The sequence below is a fragment of the Pseudomonas sp. LBUM1671 genome, assembly GCF_059695685.1.
In genome coordinates, this window is sequence record NZ_CP166782.1 from 994,921 (window position 1) to 1,010,309 (window position 15,389).

The following is a 15,389-nucleotide window of genomic DNA, read 5'->3' on the forward strand; positions in this document are numbered from 1 at the left end:
CCCGTCGATATCGTTTTCGTGGAGCGTCCCATGCCAGTCAAAGCCTTGTTCAAACCGTTCCACCTCGGCACCCTCGAACTGCCGACCCGCGTCGTCATGGCGCCGATGACCCGCTCGTTTTCGCCGGGCGGCGTTCCCAATTCCAAAGTGATCGAGTATTACCGTCGTCGCGCTGCCGCCGGCGTCGGCCTGATCATCACCGAAGGCACCACCGTCGGGCACAAGGCCTCCAACGGCTACCCGAACGTGCCGCATTTCTACGGTGAAGCTGCGCTGGCCGGCTGGAAGAAAGTGGTCGATGCGGTCCACGCCGAGGGCGGCAAGATCGTGCCTCAGCTTTGGCACGTGGGTAGCGTGCGTCGCATCGGCACCGAGCCGGATGCCAGCGTGCCGGGTTACGGTCCGTCGGAAAAACTGAAGGACGGTCAAGTCGTAGTGCACGGCATGACTAAACAAGACATCCAGGACGTGATCGCCGCATTCGCCCAAGCCGCTAAAGACGCTCAAAGCATCGGCATGGACGGTGTGGAAATCCACGGCGCCCATGGCTACCTCGTGGACCAGTTCTTCTGGGAAGGCAGTAACCAGCGCACCGACGAATACGGTGGCAGCCTGGCCAACCGTTCGCGTTTTGCCATTGAATTGATTCAGGCCGTGCGTGCAGCGGTCGGCGAAGGTTTCCCGATCATCTTCCGTTTCTCGCAGTGGAAGCAGCAGGATTACACCGCGCGTCTGGTGCAAACCCCGGAAGCGCTGGGTGAATTCCTCAAGCCGCTGTCCGACGCTGGCGTGGACATTTTCCACTGCTCGACGCGTCGTTTCTGGGAGCCGGAGTTCGACGGTTCCGAGCTGAACCTGGCTGGCTGGACCCGCAAGCTGACGGGCAAGCCGACCATCACCGTGGGCAGCGTTGGCCTGGATGGCGAGTTCCTGCAGTTCATGGTCAACACTGACAAGATCGCGCAGCCGGCCAGCCTGGAAAAACTGCTGGAGCGGTTGAACAACGATGAGTTCGATCTGGTGGCGGTAGGGCGTGCATTGCTGGTCGACCCGGACTGGGCGCAGAAAGTGCGTGAGGGTCGCGAGGAAGACATCCTGCCGTTCAGCCGTGAGGCGTTGATGACGCTGGTTTAAGCGGCGACTGGCAAGGCCTCATCGCCAGCCTGCTGGCGATGACTGACTCAATGTCACCCTAGGCTCGGGGCAAGGTTGGTGCATTTGGCACCACCTGCTCCCCCACACAAGCCCCCCGCAACTGCCCCTCAAACTGCTCGATAATTGCCGCCCAGCCCTGGCGACTCGCATGCTGGCGCGCATTGAGCCGCACGCAACGCAACGTTTCGCGCTCCTCCAACAACCACGTCGCGGCATCGCAGAACGCCTCTTCATCCCCCGGCATCGCCAGCACGCCGTTGTAGCCATGGCGAATATGCTGGGCTGCTGCCGCCTGATCGTAGGCCACCACGCCCAATCCCGAGGCCAGCGCTTCAAGCACCACATTGCCGAAGGTTTCGGTCAGGCTCGGAAACAGAAATACATCCGCCGACGCATAGTGGCTGGCCAACGCTTCGCCACGTTGTGAGCCGCAGAAAATCGCTTCAGACAGTTCCTTCTCCAAAACACTTCGCTGCGGTCCGTCGCCGACCACGATCAGTTTCAGATTGCGCTGTGGGTAAGTGGCTTTCAGCGCGTCGAAACAGCGCTTGAGCAAGCCAAGATTTTTCTCCTGCGCCAACCGTCCTACATGGATAACCGCGATGTCCTTCTCGGCCAGGCCCCACTGTTCGCGTAGCGATTGCAGGCGTTTAACCGGATGAAACAATTGACTGTCGACCCCTCGGGACAACAACGCCAGGCGTTCGAAATGCCGCCGCTCAAGTTCCAGTCGCTGGCTGATGCTGGGCACCAGCGTCAGCGTCGAACGGTTATGAAACCAGCGCAGGTAATGGGTCAGCAAACGCGACAGCAATCCGAGCCCGTACTGGCTGGAATACTGCTGGAAATTGGTGTGAAAACCGCTGACCACTGAAATGCCCAAACGCCGCGCCGCTCGCAATGCCGACAATCCCAGCGGTCCCTCGGTGGCGATGTAGAGCACGTCCGGACGATGCCGCTTCCAGCGCCGCAGCAGCTTGTGCATCGACGACTGACCCCATTGCAAACCGGGATAGCCCGGCAGCGGCCAGCCGCGACACAGCAACAACTCATCGCTGCTGGCCGCCAACTGATCGCAGCCCTGACGCGGCCGCACCAGCTCGACCTGGTGCCCGCGCGCGCGCAAGCCATCACACAAGCGGCCGAGGGTATTGGCCACGCCGTTGATTTCGGGAGGGAAGGTTTCGGTGATCAGGGTGATATGCAGAGTTGTCGTCATGACCTCAGTGTCGGCTGAGGCCATGTCGTCATTGTGGCGTTTCGATGATGGATTTGTGACGGTGTCAGCGTTGGGTCACCAGATTCTCTGCGCCACGCTCCCGCACCCAGAACAATGTCGCCCCGGCCACCGCCGCCGGCATCATCAGAATATTGACCACCGGAATCAGCAGCACCAGATACACGATCCCGCCAAAACTCATGCTCTGCCAGCGCTTCTCGCGCAGCCAGGCGAGCATTTCGTTCCAGCCGAGTTTGTGGTTGTCCGCGGGGTAGTCAATGTACTGGATCGCCATCATCCACACCCCGAACAGCAGCCACAATGGCGCAGCAATGATGTTCACCACGGGGATGAACGAGAGAATGAACAACCCGATCGCTCGCGGCAGGAAGTAACCGAGTTTGCGCATTTCCCGGGACAGGGTGCGCGGGATCATGGCGATCAGTTCACCCCAGCTGAAAGCCGGGAAGTCATCGGTGCCGCGCACCACCACTTCGACTTTCTCCGCGAGGAAGCCGTTGAACGGTGCGGCGATGACGTTGGCGAGCATGGTGAAGGTGAAAAACACCATCAGAACCACCAGCACGACAAAAATCGGCCAGAGGACGTAACTGAGAAAACTCAGCCAGTCGGGCAGGGACGGCATCAGCGTATCGACCCACAGGCTGAATTGATGGCTGGCCAGGTAGATCAATCCGACGAACAGCACGAGGTTGATCACCAAGGGCAACAACACGAACAAACGCAGGCTGGGGCTCAGGACCAGCTTGAGACCTTCGCGCAGGTATTGCGGGCCGGACAGAACGGGGGCGGGCATAACGTGCTCCGAGCAAAGGGTAAACGCGCCGACCTTACCGGCTTTGCCTGACAGGCGAAAGCGCGGCAGCGACATCGACATTAACTGTAACAAAGGCGCCTATAAATTCATCGTGACCGGATAGAGACCGCCTATGAGCTGGATTGTTAAACCGTATTTCCTTAATCTTCGCCCCCTCGATACGCTGCACCCATTCTTTTTACAGGACTGTCGAACCCGAGCCTTCCCCAAGGCATTCAACGGTCCTTTTTTATTCCCGCCGGCAACCCGGCGTTCCGCGCCAGGTGTTCCGGGCCGGTCAACAGGAGCAGGTCATGTCTGAAGTCCGTCATTCGCGAGTGATTATTCTCGGTTCCGGCCCTGCCGGTTACAGCGCCGCGGTCTATGCCGCCCGTGCCAACCTCAAGCCACTGCTGATCACCGGCATGCAAGCCGGCGGTCAACTGACCACCACCACCGAAGTCGACAACTGGCCGGGCGACGTCCACGGCCTGACCGGCCCGGCGCTGATGGAACGCATGAAAGAGCACGCCGAACGCTTTGAAACCGAGATCGTTTTCGATCACATCAATGCCGTCGACTTCGCTGCCAAGCCGTACACCCTGATCGGTGACAGCGCGACGTACACCTGCGACGCCCTGATCATCGCCACCGGCGCAAGCGCGCGTTACCTCGGTCTGCCGTCGGAAGAAGCGTTCATGGGCAAAGGCGTTTCGGCCTGCGCAACCTGCGACGGTTTCTTCTACCGCAACAAGCCTGTAGCCGTGGTCGGCGGCGGTAACACTGCTGTCGAAGAAGCACTGTACCTGGCCAACATCGCCAGCACCGTGACCCTGATCCACCGCCGCGAGACTTTCCGCGCCGAGAAGATCCTGATCGACAAGCTGAATGCGCGGGTTGCCGAAGGCAAAATCATCCTGAAGCTGAACTCGAACCTGGACGAAGTCCTGGGCGACAACATGGGCGTGACTGGTGCCCGCCTGAAGAACAACGACGGCAGCTTCGACGAGCTGAAAGTCGACGGCGTGTTCATCGCCATCGGCCACACCCCGAACACCTCGCTGTTCGAAGGCCAGCTGACGTTGAAAGACGGTTACCTGGTTGTCCACGGCGGCCGTGACGGCAACGCCACTGCGACCAGCGTTGAAGGCATCTTCGCGGCCGGTGACGTGGCTGACCACATTTACCGTCAAGCCATCACCTCGGCCGGCGCTGGCTGCATGGCGGCATTGGACACCGAGCGTTACCTCGACGGCCTGCAGAACGCTTCGTTCTGATTCTGTTGAAATGAAAAAACCGGCTTCGGCCGGTTTTTTTGTGTTCACAGAAAGTGCGGTCAACACAAACCCTTGTGGGAGCTAGCCTGCTAGCGATGGGGTGTCAGTCACATCGATGTAGCTGACCCCCCATCGCTAGCAGGCTAGCTCCCACAGGGTTAACAGGGTTTGCGGAAATTGCGATCAACCGCGAAATCGCTCCTGAACGAAGTCCATGACCTTCAGCGATCGATAGATCGCATTGGCAGCCACCCGCCCGAACGGCCCGCCGTTCCAGTCCAGCAAATACGGCTTGAACAATTCATACCGCGCACTCTCCCCGCACACCGCCTCAGCGATCACCCTGCCGCCAATCGAACCGGTATTCAGCCCATGGCCGCCAAACGACGTGCATGCCCAGACACCCGGTTCCAGCGCTCCCAGATTGGGCATTTTGTTGGTGGAATACCCCATCAAACCAGACCAGGCCAATTCGATCCTGACCGATGCCAATTGCGGATACACCGAGACCATGTCGGCCTTCAACATAGCCGCCAAGGCGTTTTCATCCTGTTCGTTGCGGGTCGTGATGCGCCCGCCCCAGAGCAGGCGATCGCCTTCGACGATGCGGTAATAGTCTGAGGCGCGACGGTCATCGGAGAATGCGGCGCCCGAGTCGAGAACGTTTTTGATCGAGTCGCCCAAATGTTCGGTGAGCACCACGTAGGTGGCGATCGGCAGGAAGGCGCGGCTGAGTTTTTGCAGCTCCGGACCGCCATAACCGCCGGCGCAGAACACCAGGTCGTGACAGCGCACGCTGCCGTGAGCGGTCTGGACGATTTTGTCGGTCCCTTCGCGCCGCCAGGCAAGCATTTTTGAGTGCTCAAAAATACGCCCGCCCGCGGCTTCAATGGCCAAAGCCAGACCCAGGCAATAATTCAACGGATGAAAATGCAGGGCGTTAGGGTCTTCGACACCCTGGAAATAGCGCAGGGTGTGTGCCCGTTCCCGCACCTCGGCGGTGTCGAGGAAATTGAGTTCATAGCCGAAGTCGCGACGCATCGTGTCGATGTGGTTTTTGACGCCAGCGCTGTCGTCGTAGCGCTTGACCCGGATCGTGCCGGCGGATGGATCGCAGCCGCTAAGCGCCAGTTCGGCGATGTTGCGCCGGACAATCTCTACACCTTCGACCGACAACTGGAATAGCGCTCTGGCGTGCTCCAGCCCCAGTTTCTTGCGGATCGCTCCCGATCCTTCTGCCCAGCCCGGCGAAACCACGCCGCCATTGCGGCCGGACGCGCCCCAGGCGACCTGATGGGCTTCGAGCATGATCACGCGCTTGCCGCGCCGGGTCAGTTCCAGGGCGGCGGTGAGGCCGGCAATGCCGGCACCGATGATGCAGACGTCGCAGGTTTCGTCGGTGTTCAATTCGGACCTGGCCGCGCGAGGCAGCGAGGTTTGGGAATACCAGGTGCTGGGGAAGGACATGGTCGATCCTTGAGAAATTGCTTTTTGTGGGAGCGGCGGTGCGACGATTCGACTTGCTCACGAAGACGCCGGCACATACAACATCAATGCAAGCTGAACCACCGCTTTCGCGGGCAAGCCCGCTCCCACAGGGGAGGGCGGTGTTATTTGATAGTCGAGTAGTCGACGCCGTACCACTTGTCCGACAGCTTGGTCAGCGTGCCGTCCTTGTGCATCTGGCCGATGATTTCACTCAGCTTGGCCTTCAACTCCGGGTCACCCTTGTCGGTGGCAACGGCCAGCGGTTCGTAGAACACAACGTCGTTGTCGACGGCGCGCAATGGATAACCTTTCTTGACGGCGGCATCCAGGGTGCTGCGTTGCGTGAGGATGGCGTCCAGTCGGGCGCCGTCGCCCAGGCGCAGATCGTCCAGCGGCCCGACGGAGCCGGCGTAGGTCTTCATTTTTTCGGTTTTTACGTCGTAGACGACGGGCGGCACGTCAGTGGTTTCGATCGCCAGCGCCTGGCTGAAATAGTCCTCGGAGGTCGTGCCGCCTTCGACGCCGATGGTTTTGCCATTCAGCGCCTTGTGGTCGGTGACCGTGGATTTGTTGTGCACCGCAAACACGTAGGGCACGTAGTAATAGGTGCCGGGGAAGTCGAGAATCCGCGCACGACTTTTGGTCGCAGTCATCGAACCTACGGATACATCCCAGCGGCCATTCCACTTGCCGGCGGTAATCACATCCCAGTCGGGGGTGATGAATTTGGCCTCGACGCCCATACGTTTGGCGATCTCCTTGGACACGTCAATATCAAAACCGTCGATTTCATTCTTGTCGTTGATGAAGCCCTGCGGAGGCCAGGTCGCCGAGGTGGCGACGGTCAACGTCTTGCTGCTCTCGATCTTGTCCAGAACGGCTCCGGCGTTCGCGGCGCCGATGAACAACAGTGACAGGGCGGCTGCGAGGGTGATTGCGGGTTTTTTACTGAGCATGTCCATCTCCACTTCTCGTTATTGTTATGCGGGGGTAAAGCGCTTCTCAGTGACCGATGATCTGCGACAGGAATTTCTGCGCGCGTTCGGTCTGCGGGTTGTTGAAAAATTCGGTCGGGGTGGCTTGTTCGATCACTTGGCCCTGGTCCATGAACAGCACCCGATCAGCGACTTTGCTGGCAAAGCCCATTTCGTGGGTCACGCAGATCATGGTCATGCCGTCGGTGGCCAGTTCACCCATCACGTCCAGCACCTCGTGGACCATTTCCGGGTCCAGCGCCGAGGTCGGCTCGTCGAACAGCATCACTTTGGGGTTCATGCACAGTGCTCGGGCAATGGCCACGCGCTGCTGCTGACCGCCGGAGAGCTGCGACGGATATTTGTGGGCGTGCTCGGCAATCCGCACCCGTTCCAGATAGACCTGCGCGCGTTTTTTCGCCTCGGCAGAGGACACGCCTTGCACCAGTTGCGGGGCCAGGGTCAGGTTGTCCATCACGCTCAAGTGCGGGAACAGGTTGAAGCTCTGGAACACCATGCCGATTTCGCTGCGCACGGCGCTGACACTTTCCGCTTCGCTGGTCAGGGTGATGCCGTTGACCTGAATGTGACCTTTCTGGAAATTTTCCAGGTGGTTGATGCAGCGAATCATGGTCGATTTTCCCGAGCCTGACGGTCCGCACACCACCAGGATTTCGCCGGTGGCGACGTTCAGGTCGACGTCGCGCAGGGCGTGAAAGTTGCCGTACCACTTGTTCAGGCCAGTGATTGAAATCATCGAGGGGCTGGTCTGCGCAGCAGGGGCCAGGTTGAGTTGTTCGGCGGTATTGGTTCGAGTCATCACGCATCAACCCCTTGCCACGGATCGGTTGACCCGCTTTTCGATTCGCGCCTGTACCCGTTCCAGGATGAATGACAGGGCCCAGTAAATCATCGCGGCGGTGATCAGCATTTCCAGGTGGCGGAAGTCCGCGCGGCCCTGGGTCTTGGCCAGGTACATCAGCTCCCAGACACCGATGACCGACACCAGCGAACTGTCCTTGAGCATCGCGATGAACTGGTTGCCGGTGGGTGGAATGATCACGCGCAGGGCCTGCGGCATGATCACCCGGCTCAGGGTCTTGAACGGGCTGATGTTCAGGGCGCGCGAGGCTTCCCACTGGCCGACCGGGATGCTCTGGATGCCCGCCCGGAAAATCTCGGTCATGTAGGCGCCGTAGCACAGGGACAACGCGAGGATGCCGGCCGGCACCGCATCGACCACGTAGCCGAGTTGCGGCAGACCGAGGTAAATCAGATAGATCTGAATCAGCAGCGGCACGCCGCGAAAGAACGAGGTGTAGAACGAGGCGAGGGCATTGGCCAGGCCGTTGTTCGACAGCTTGGCCACCGCGCCGATCAATGCCAGCACGAAGGCAAGCACAATCGCGATGGCGGAGATGTACAGAGTGGTCGCAGCGCCCTGGATGATCAGGAAACCGATCTTGTCGAGGATGAAACTGTAAGACAGGTTGAAGGTGTCGAAGAACGCCAGAAACAGGATCAGCAGTTCGATCCACACCACCGTGGTCTGCACTTTGAACTTCAGGCGTCCGAGGACATGGAAATTCAGTGTGCCCAGTACGGCGATGCCCAGCCCGATGGCGATGTTGCGCGCGGTCAGACTGTCCGGGGCGTTGCCCAGTAGCGGTTGCAGAAGATGGCTGAGGGCGCTGTTGCCCAGGTTCATCAGGTAGGAGCCGAGGAACAGCACCACGGCTACGCCGAGCAGAAATTGAGGATCGTTAGACTTTTTCTTATAAATTATATTGTCGTGATACATGTCTGCCTCGGCTTGTAGGTGGTGATGTTCTCGCTAAATAAAGGGGTCTTTGGTGAGTATTACGGCGCGGATTCCGGGACAACAAGCGAACATAATTCGCTACGTCAGTCCCGGAACACACGTTGCGATCAGGACAGTTTCGCCAGGCACGCCTGGAGGATGTCCAGCCCTTCCTCCAGCACCGCCGCCTCGGTGGTCAACGGCGCCAGCAACCGAATGATGTGTCGTGATTTGCCGCTCGGCATCAACAGCAGACCCGCATCGCGCGCCAGCGCCAGCAACTGTGTGAGCTGCGCCGAGGCCGGAGTGCCGTCGGTGTTGACCAGCTCGATGCCGCGCATCGCACCGACGCCGGTCAAGCGTCCCAGGTACGGCGACAGTTTGCTGGCACGCCAGGACGCATAGCGGCTGACAATCGCTTCTTCCTGCTGCGCGCCCCAGGCTTGCAAGTTCGCGTCAGTCATCTCGTCCAAGGTCGCCAATGCGGCTGCGCAGGCGATAGGGTTGCCTGAATAAGTGCCGCCCAGTCCGCCTTTGGGCAAGGTGTCGAGCAGCGACTTGCGTCCAACCACCGCGCCCAGTGGCACGCCGCCGGCAATGCTTTTGCCCAGCAGGATCAGGTCCGGCTCGATGCCCAGGCGCGAAAAGGCAAAACGTTCGCCGGTGCGGCCGAAGCCGGACTGGATTTCATCGGCGATCAACACGATGTTTTTTTCATCGCAGAACGTGCGCAGCGCCTGTGCGAACTCGACATCCATCGCCAGGAATCCTGCTTCACCTTGCACCGGTTCGACGATAAAACAGGCCACGTCATTGACGTCGATTTCGACGCTGAACAGTCGATCCATCGCTTTCAAGGCTTCGGCGCAGGTCACGCCGTTGTCCTTGCTTGGGTACGGCAAATGGAACACCGGACCCGGCAGCACGCCGACTTTCTGTTTGTAAGGCGCGACTTTGCCATTGAGATTGAGAGTGGCGAGCGTGCGTCCATGGAAGGCGCCGTCGAAGGCAATGACGGCCGTGCGGCCGGTCGAACCGCGGACGATCTTCAGGGCGTTTTCCGCCGCTTCTGCGCCGCTGTTGGTGAGCATGCCACTGACAGCGTAGTCCACAGGAATGAACGCCGTCAGACGATCCATCAGTTCGATGTAGGGCACATGCGGGGCGGCGTTGAACGCGTAGTGGGTCAGGCGCGTGGCCTGTTCCCGAATGGCCTCGACGATGCGCGGATGGCAGTGGCCGAGGTTCAGCACGCCGATGCCGCCGACGAAGTCGATGTAGCGTTTGCCGTCCGTGTCCCAGACCTCGGCGTTTTTGCCGTGGCTGAGCGTGACGGGATGAACGACGTTGATCGACTGGCTGATGTTTTCGCTGCTCATGGATGACCGACTCTGAAGAAGGGATGCTTCTTTTTATCTAAGCCGTGAGCAGTGGTGTGGGGCAAACGAAATAAAGTGGCCGGGTCAATCTTAAAAGTCGGGATGTGTGCGAACAAGCGATGGGCAGACCAGGCGCAACCTGTGGCGAGGGAGCTTACTCCCGCTGGACTGCGTAGCGGTCCCTCTTTTTTTGGGGCCGCTGCGCGACCCAGCGGGAGCAAGCTCCCTCGCCACAGGTTCAGTGTCGCTCGTGAAGTGTTTTGCGGACTTTGATCAGCGGCGAGTCAGTGGCTGTTGGGTGAATTTCACACCGGCCAGACCATGAGCGATCAATGCGCGGATATTTCCGTGGTCGCTGCCTTCAGGCGTGGCCACCACCGAGCGGTAATGCTCGCCGAAAGCCAACAGCGCTTCTTCATCGCTCAGGCCTTCCAGCAACGCCAGACCCAGGGTCTTGCACGAACCTTCGTTCTGCCCAGCGGCATTTTCCACGCCACCGTTGTTGAACGCCTGAGGCTGGTAGTCGTAACCCGCGGCGATGAACGCCAGGGTGTCGGCGAAAGCGTGTTCGCCGCTCTTGAGGCTGGCACGCAGGGTGTTCAAATCACTCATTGGGTTTTCCTTTGGCGAACGCTTCTTGTTGTTCGGCGCTGGCTTCTTGCTGGTATTGGGCTTTCCACTCGGCGTACGGCATGCCGTAGACCACTTCGCGGGCGTCATCGAGGCTGACCTCGATCTGGCGTTCATCGGCGGCGGCCTTGTACCACTTGGACAGGCAGTTGCGGCAGAAACCCGAGAGGTTCATCAGGTCGATGTTCTGCACATCCTTGCGGCTGTCCAGGTGGGCGACCAGCCGGCGAAAGGCGGCGGCTTCAAGTTCCAGGCGTTGTTGATCGTTCATGGCGGGCTCTGTGCAATCCAATCGTGGAGCGGATGATAAAAGTCTGACGGACAATGCGCCAGACGCGGTCAGCGGCTCGCGGCCAGGGTAATCGACACCGACTCGGCGAATCGCAGGGCGTGCGGCTTGTCGACTTCAACCTCGGCATACAGCACCGATTCGTTGGCCATCACCAGGTCGAGGATTTCCTGGGTCAGGCGTTCGAGCAGGGCAAAGCGATTGCCCTCCACGTGGGCGATGATCGCCTTGGTGATGGTGCGGTAATTGAGCGCGTGATCGATGTCGTTGTCACGCACCGCTTCCTGAGCGGCATACAGGATGGTCAGGTTGATCAGCACATCCTGCTTGTTGAGGATTTCATCCTCGTTGATCCCGATGAAGGTCCGCAGGCACAGGTCCTTGACCCGGATGCGTGCCATTCCTGGTTGAAGTTGTGGCATTACTACTTGCTCCGTCCAATCAATTGCAGGAACTCCTGGCGGGTGTTGCTCGACTCGCGGAAGGCGCCGAGCATCACCGAGGTGTTCATGGTCGAATTCTGTTTCTCGACGCCGCGCATCATCATGCACATGTGCCTGGCTTCGATGACCACCGCGACGCCCGCCGCGCCGGTCACTTGCTGCACTGCGTCGGCGATTTGCCGAGTGAGGTTTTCCTGGATCTGCAGGCGACGGGCGAACATATCCACCAGCCGCGCAATCTTCGACAGGCCCAGCACCTTGCCCGTTGGAATATAAGCCACATGCGCCTTGCCGATGAAGGGCAGCATGTGATGTTCGCAAAGCGAGTACAGCTCGATGTTATCGACGATGATCATTTCATCGTTGTCTGACGCAAACAGTGCGCCGTTGACGATCTCTTCGACACTCTGATCGTAGCCATGGCAGAGGTACTGCATGGCCTTGGCCGCGCGAACCGGGGTGTCTTGCAGTCCTTCGCGGTCGGGGTTTTCACCGAGGCCGATGAGGATTTCGCGATAGCTTTGGGACAGTGAATTCTGGGGCAGGGATAACGTCATGGAACATCCTCGCGGGGGCCGCTTATTTGATGTGCCGTCCGCCGTTGACGGTCAGGGTCGTGCCAGTGACATAAGGGTTGTCGAGCAAATAACGCAAGCTCTGGTAGATCACTTCGCTGCCGGGTTCGATGCCCAGCGCGGACTTGGCCAGGGCTTTGGCGCGGTACGCGGCGTCGTCGTCGGGATTGAACATTAGCAGGGCTGGCGCGATGCCGTTGACCTTGATTGTCGGCGCGTATTTCGCGGCGAAGGACAGGGTGAGGCTGTCGAGCCCGGCTTTGCTGGCGCAGTAGCCGATGTGCTTGCTGCTGCCCCTGCGGGTCACGTCATCGCTGATGTGCACGATGTCGGCCGGGCTAGAGCGTTCGAGCAAGTCGGCACAGTGCAGGTTGATCAGGTAGGGCGCGAGCATGTGCACGCTGAACATGCGGGTGAAGGCCTCGGCATCGGTGTCCGGGGTTTCGGCCAGCCATTCGGACGCGTTATGGACAATGGCTCGCAGGCTGTCGGTGTGAGTTTTCAGTTCGGTGATGAACGCGAGGATGCCCGCTTCAGTGGAGAAGTCCGCAAACACCGCGGTCGCGCCCAGGTCGCGCAATGTCTGCACGCCGGGGCGTTCACTTCGGTAGCTGAAGATCACTGAATGGCCGTCTTCGAGCAAACGCTGCGCACAGTGCAGGCCGACACGCTGGCCGGCACCGGTGATGAGGATCGGAGCTGCGGAAGAGGTCATGAACGGCTCGCGTCGCGGTGAGAGCAAAACTATACCAGCGCGCGGCGACGTACACCTATTGTGGGAGCCTTGTGGCGAGGGGATTTATCGGAATGCCGCACCACCCCGTTGGGCTGCGAAGCGGCCCCGATTCCAACACCGCGGTGAATCAGATGCGCCGCAGACAATGGTTTTACGACTGCTTCGCAGCCGAACGGGGATAAATCCCCTCGCCACAAAGGCTCGCTTCCACAACGGTTATCCGTGATTCTGGGTGGAGGGTTCGGTGGGCAACGGGCGCGTCGGTGGGCTGTTCAGCCAGCCGGCCAGCAGGCGGGTCGACAGCGGAATGAAGAAGTAGACCATCAACGGCGTCAGGCACAGGGTGCTGATGAGCACGCGAGGCAGCAGGCTCATGTCGCCGAGCAGCGGCCCCAATACGAAGTTGAACAGCAAGGACACCGGAAAGAACGCCAGCCAGATTGCCACAGCCTGTTTCCAGCGGGGTGGACGCTGGCCGACGGCGCCGAACCAGCCTTCGATGCCGCTCACACGATGTTCCGTCTTGTGCGCAAACAGATCGCTGCCACGCGCCAGCCATGCGGTACGCGAAGCGGAATGCTCCCAGGCGTACATGGTTTGCTCGTTGGCAAAACGGAAAATAATCTGGAATTCGTTATCGCCGGGCGGCGGAGCGAGCACGCCTGAGCCGAGATAACCGGGAAAGTCGGTGGCCAGTTGTTCGCCTTCGCGCAACCAGACCATCAGGTCTTGATAACGCCCATCGGCGACACGACGAGCAACCATCAGCGTGACGGGTGAGGTAGACATGGTGAATCTCCGTATAACAGATGCGTCGCTCCGGGTAGGAGTTTCGCCAGGCGCAGCGCCGGGGTGATGGGCTGCGTCTTGAGACAAGCAAGGATTATTCCTGATTCTGACGGATACACCAGCGACATTCGTCGTTCATCGGCCTTGAACACGCACGGGGTAGAGGAGTTAGAATGGGATCCAATTTTGCACGCGGACGTCAATTGCCTAATGCCTGTCCTGACCGAGGGTGCCCCAGCGCTGCAGCAAGGTACTGCGCTGGAACAAGAGGAGCTGTTTCCCATTCGTGAAGTGGCGCGTTTGACGGGTATCAACCCCGTCACCTTGCGGGCATGGGAACGACGTTATGGCCTGATCCAGCCCACACGCACCGAAAGCGGGCATCGGTTGTACTCGATGGCCGATATTGAAAAGGTTCGCAGCATTCTCGGCTGGATCGATCGCGGCGTCGCAGTCAGCAAGGTCGGCAAGATACTGGCCAAGACCGAACCCCTCAAAGCCCTGGCGAAGATCATTCCCGACGAACTCGTTCAGGCCGACTATGCCCAGTGGCAACAGCAGGTTGAGGCGGCCGTGACGGCATTTGACGAGGTGCAACTGGAGCAGATCTATGGACAGGTTTTTTCCAGCTATCCCCTGACAGTGGTGTTCCAGGACATCCTTATGCCGATCTGGAAGTTGATGCTTCAGCGACATGACGCGTTCGGTCAGACCAGCGAATGGCTGTTCCTGGATGGTTTTCTGCGATCTCGCGTATTGCAACGCATGCTGCTTGTGCGCGTCATGCAACCGCGCCGTGTGATTATCTGCGCCCTGGCCGATCAAGCCCATGAACTCGAAGTGCTGCTCACGGCGCTGTATCTGAGCAGTGTCGACTCGGCCATTCAATTGCTGGCGATCGGTCAGCCCTTCGACGAGTTGACCCTGGTTTGCGAGCGGATCAAGCCCACGGCACTGGTGCTGGTATCGAATCACGCGCCGGCCGCTGAATTGCCTCGACGTTTGAACCGACTGGCCATGAGCCTGGACTGTCAGTTGCTGCTGGCCGGCGATGCGTCGGACCTGGTACAGGACAGCCTGGCCGGAACGTCGATCGGGTGTCTGGGGAATGAGGGAATGGTGATGCGTCAGCGTCTGAAACAGTTCCTGGCAGGAAACCTGGATACCTGAATCAGATGTGCAGGGCGGGATGTGTCAGACGATGTTGCTGAAGGATGTACTGACGCAGACGCTCGGTCTCGTCCTTGTCACTCTGGCTCAATTCGTAGGCGTAGAAGCCTTGCTCGGTTTCACGCTCGAAGGTGCCGCGCAATGCAATCCGCTCATAGCCTGACGGGCTGAACCACAGCGCGAAGTGCTTGGGTGGTTTGGTCTTGTTGCGCACTTCCAGCAACACCCCTTTGAACGATATTTCATGCACCCACATCGTGCCGGGTTGGCCTTTGGCATTTTCCAGCGCCACCGGCTCTTCAAGTGACAAGCGCCATGGACGAACCATCGGCCCGTCTTCAAAAATACTCGGCACGCCCAGGCGCAAATGCAGCGCGTGAAACTCGTCTTCCACCAGGTGCAGCGGAAAGGTCATTTGCTGGTTTTCGAAGTTCGCCTGAATGGTGACTTGCTCATGTGCCGCCAGGCGCGTGAGCAAATCACGGATTTGCGATCCACCGTTGACGAGCAGGCTCGACGTCGCGTCCCGCACATTGAGTTGCGGGTTGTGTTGCATGGTCTGGATGAAATCCAGCTCATCCTGTGTCAGGAGTGCGTCGCGTTGCATGGCTAACTCGAAAGAAAAAGTTACAAAGTCATCGGTGATT

General features: G+C 59.6%; 17 protein-coding genes. 3 read left to right on the top strand and 14 right to left on the bottom strand.

Annotated elements, in window-relative coordinates:
• Positions 1-30: 30 nt before the first annotated feature.
• Entirely contained in the window at positions 31-1,134 is a 1,104-nt protein-coding gene (locus ACA060_RS04385) for an NADH:flavin oxidoreductase (protein ID WP_109628008.1), read from the top strand.
• A gap of 58 nt (positions 1,135-1,192) precedes the next feature.
• Here ACA060_RS04385 and ACA060_RS04390 read toward each other — a convergent pair whose 3' ends face one another.
• Together ACA060_RS04390 and cysZ are read right to left on the bottom strand one after the other, a co-directional pair.
• Positions 1,193-2,398 carry a glycosyltransferase family 4 protein gene (locus tag ACA060_RS04390; RefSeq protein WP_497315635.1) on the bottom strand — a complete coding sequence of 402 codons (1,206 nt, stop codon included), beginning with the start codon at positions 2,396-2,398 and terminating at the stop codon, positions 1,193-1,195.
• 40 nt (positions 2,399-2,438) lie between these two features.
• Positions 2,439-3,191, bottom strand: a complete 753-nt coding sequence (cysZ, locus tag ACA060_RS04395; RefSeq protein WP_109635948.1) for a sulfate transporter CysZ — start codon at positions 3,189-3,191, stop codon at positions 2,439-2,441.
• 314 nt (positions 3,192-3,505) lie between these two features.
• Here cysZ and trxB point away from each other — a divergent pair, with 314 nt between their 5' ends.
• The gene (trxB, locus tag ACA060_RS04400; protein ID WP_497315637.1) at positions 3,506-4,468 is read left to right on the top strand and encodes a thioredoxin-disulfide reductase; all 963 of its coding nucleotides are present in this window, start codon (positions 3,506-3,508) and stop codon (positions 4,466-4,468) included.
• Positions 4,469-4,651: 183 nt separating this feature from the next.
• Here trxB and ACA060_RS04405 read toward each other — a convergent pair whose 3' ends face one another.
• From ACA060_RS04405 to ACA060_RS04455, 11 genes are all read right to left on the bottom strand, one after another.
• Positions 4,652-5,935, bottom strand: a complete 1,284-nt coding sequence (locus tag ACA060_RS04405) for an NAD(P)/FAD-dependent oxidoreductase (protein WP_497315639.1) — start codon at positions 5,933-5,935, stop codon at positions 4,652-4,654.
• A 143-nt stretch (positions 5,936-6,078) separates the two neighbouring features.
• Positions 6,079-6,912 carry a transporter substrate-binding domain-containing protein gene (locus ACA060_RS04410; protein ID WP_497315641.1) on the bottom strand — a complete coding sequence of 278 codons (834 nt, stop codon included), beginning with the start codon at positions 6,910-6,912 and terminating at the stop codon, positions 6,079-6,081.
• Positions 6,913-6,958: 46 nt separating this feature from the next.
• The gene (locus ACA060_RS04415; RefSeq protein WP_497318176.1) at positions 6,959-7,687 is read right to left on the bottom strand and encodes an amino acid ABC transporter ATP-binding protein; all 729 of its coding nucleotides are present in this window, start codon (positions 7,685-7,687) and stop codon (positions 6,959-6,961) included.
• A 69-nt stretch (positions 7,688-7,756) separates the two neighbouring features.
• Positions 7,757-8,731 carry an amino acid ABC transporter permease gene (locus ACA060_RS04420; protein ID WP_497315643.1) on the bottom strand — a complete coding sequence of 325 codons (975 nt, stop codon included), beginning with the start codon at positions 8,729-8,731 and terminating at the stop codon, positions 7,757-7,759.
• Between the two features lie 128 nt (positions 8,732-8,859).
• Positions 8,860-10,110, bottom strand: a complete 1,251-nt coding sequence (locus ACA060_RS04425) for a 2-aminoadipate transaminase (protein WP_497315645.1) — start codon at positions 10,108-10,110, stop codon at positions 8,860-8,862.
• A gap of 273 nt (positions 10,111-10,383) precedes the next feature.
• Entirely contained in the window at positions 10,384-10,722 is a 339-nt protein-coding gene (locus ACA060_RS04430) for a HopJ type III effector protein (protein WP_027924562.1), read from the bottom strand.
• Positions 10,715-11,011, bottom strand: a complete 297-nt coding sequence (locus tag ACA060_RS04435; protein ID WP_497315647.1) for a DUF1244 domain-containing protein — start codon at positions 11,009-11,011, stop codon at positions 10,715-10,717. The genes ACA060_RS04430 and ACA060_RS04435 overlap by 8 nt, the downstream gene beginning before the upstream one ends.
• Before the next feature lie 68 nt (positions 11,012-11,079).
• Positions 11,080-11,451, bottom strand: a complete 372-nt coding sequence (folX, locus tag ACA060_RS04440; protein ID WP_008026970.1) for a dihydroneopterin triphosphate 2'-epimerase — start codon at positions 11,449-11,451, stop codon at positions 11,080-11,082.
• A 2-nt stretch (positions 11,452-11,453) separates the two neighbouring features.
• The gene (gene folE / locus ACA060_RS04445; RefSeq protein WP_109628013.1) at positions 11,454-12,029 is read right to left on the bottom strand and encodes a GTP cyclohydrolase I FolE; all 576 of its coding nucleotides are present in this window, start codon (positions 12,027-12,029) and stop codon (positions 11,454-11,456) included.
• Positions 12,030-12,051: 22 nt separating this feature from the next.
• Positions 12,052-12,762: a dihydromonapterin reductase gene (gene folM / locus ACA060_RS04450; protein WP_497315649.1), complete on the bottom strand. Its 711-nt coding sequence runs from the start codon at positions 12,760-12,762 to the stop codon at positions 12,052-12,054.
• A 237-nt stretch (positions 12,763-12,999) separates the two neighbouring features.
• Positions 13,000-13,572: an antibiotic biosynthesis monooxygenase gene (locus ACA060_RS04455; protein WP_497315651.1), complete on the bottom strand. Its 573-nt coding sequence runs from the start codon at positions 13,570-13,572 to the stop codon at positions 13,000-13,002.
• A 210-nt stretch (positions 13,573-13,782) separates the two neighbouring features.
• On the opposite strand from ACA060_RS04455, the gene ACA060_RS04460 reads away from it, so the two are divergent.
• The gene (locus tag ACA060_RS04460; RefSeq protein WP_497315653.1) at positions 13,783-14,742 is read left to right on the top strand and encodes a MerR family transcriptional regulator; all 960 of its coding nucleotides are present in this window, start codon (positions 13,783-13,785) and stop codon (positions 14,740-14,742) included.
• Between the two features lies 1 nt (position 14,743).
• On the opposite strand, the gene ACA060_RS04465 is transcribed toward ACA060_RS04460, so the two are convergent.
• Positions 14,744-15,349 carry a hypothetical protein gene (locus ACA060_RS04465; RefSeq protein WP_109628017.1) on the bottom strand — a complete coding sequence of 202 codons (606 nt, stop codon included), beginning with the start codon at positions 15,347-15,349 and terminating at the stop codon, positions 14,744-14,746.
• Positions 15,350-15,389 lie beyond the last annotated feature (40 nt).

What these genes read in the sequence shown, in the direction of transcription:
- ACA060_RS04465 (WP_109628017.1), bottom strand. Translation starts at nt 15,349, where the DNA reads ATGCAACGCGACGCACTCCTGACACAGGATGAGCTGGATTTCATCCAG.
- ACA060_RS04455 (WP_497315651.1), bottom strand. Translation starts at nt 13,572, where the DNA reads ATGTCTACCTCACCCGTCACGCTGATGGTTGCTCGTCGTGTCGCCGAT.
- cysZ (WP_109635948.1), bottom strand. Translation starts at nt 3,191, where the DNA reads ATGCCCGCCCCCGTTCTGTCCGGCCCGCAATACCTGCGCGAAGGTCTC.
- ACA060_RS04405 (WP_497315639.1), bottom strand. Translation starts at nt 5,935, where the DNA reads ATGTCCTTCCCCAGCACCTGGTATTCCCAAACCTCGCTGCCTCGCGCG.
- folX (WP_008026970.1), bottom strand. Translation starts at nt 11,451, where the DNA reads ATGCCACAACTTCAACCAGGAATGGCACGCATCCGGGTCAAGGACCTG.
- ACA060_RS04390 (WP_497315635.1), bottom strand. Translation starts at nt 2,398, where the DNA reads ATGGCCTCAGCCGACACTGAGGTCATGACGACAACTCTGCATATCACC.
- ACA060_RS04435 (WP_497315647.1), bottom strand. Translation starts at nt 11,011, where the DNA reads ATGAACGATCAACAACGCCTGGAACTTGAAGCCGCCGCCTTTCGCCGG.
- ACA060_RS04385 (WP_109628008.1), top strand. Translation starts at nt 31, where the DNA reads ATGCCAGTCAAAGCCTTGTTCAAACCGTTCCACCTCGGCACCCTCGAA.
- ACA060_RS04410 (WP_497315641.1), bottom strand. Translation starts at nt 6,912, where the DNA reads ATGCTCAGTAAAAAACCCGCAATCACCCTCGCAGCCGCCCTGTCACTG.
- ACA060_RS04420 (WP_497315643.1), bottom strand. Translation starts at nt 8,731, where the DNA reads ATGTATCACGACAATATAATTTATAAGAAAAAGTCTAACGATCCTCAA.
- ACA060_RS04460 (WP_497315653.1), top strand. Translation starts at nt 13,783, where the DNA reads ATGCCTGTCCTGACCGAGGGTGCCCCAGCGCTGCAGCAAGGTACTGCG.
- ACA060_RS04430 (WP_027924562.1), bottom strand. Translation starts at nt 10,722, where the DNA reads ATGAGTGATTTGAACACCCTGCGTGCCAGCCTCAAGAGCGGCGAACAC.
- ACA060_RS04415 (WP_497318176.1), bottom strand. Translation starts at nt 7,687, where the DNA reads ATGATTTCAATCACTGGCCTGAACAAGTGGTACGGCAACTTTCACGCC.
- ACA060_RS04425 (WP_497315645.1), bottom strand. Translation starts at nt 10,110, where the DNA reads ATGAGCAGCGAAAACATCAGCCAGTCGATCAACGTCGTTCATCCCGTC.
- folE (WP_109628013.1), bottom strand. Translation starts at nt 12,029, where the DNA reads ATGACGTTATCCCTGCCCCAGAATTCACTGTCCCAAAGCTATCGCGAA.
- folM (WP_497315649.1), bottom strand. Translation starts at nt 12,762, where the DNA reads ATGACCTCTTCCGCAGCTCCGATCCTCATCACCGGTGCCGGCCAGCGT.
- trxB (WP_497315637.1), top strand. Translation starts at nt 3,506, where the DNA reads ATGTCTGAAGTCCGTCATTCGCGAGTGATTATTCTCGGTTCCGGCCCT.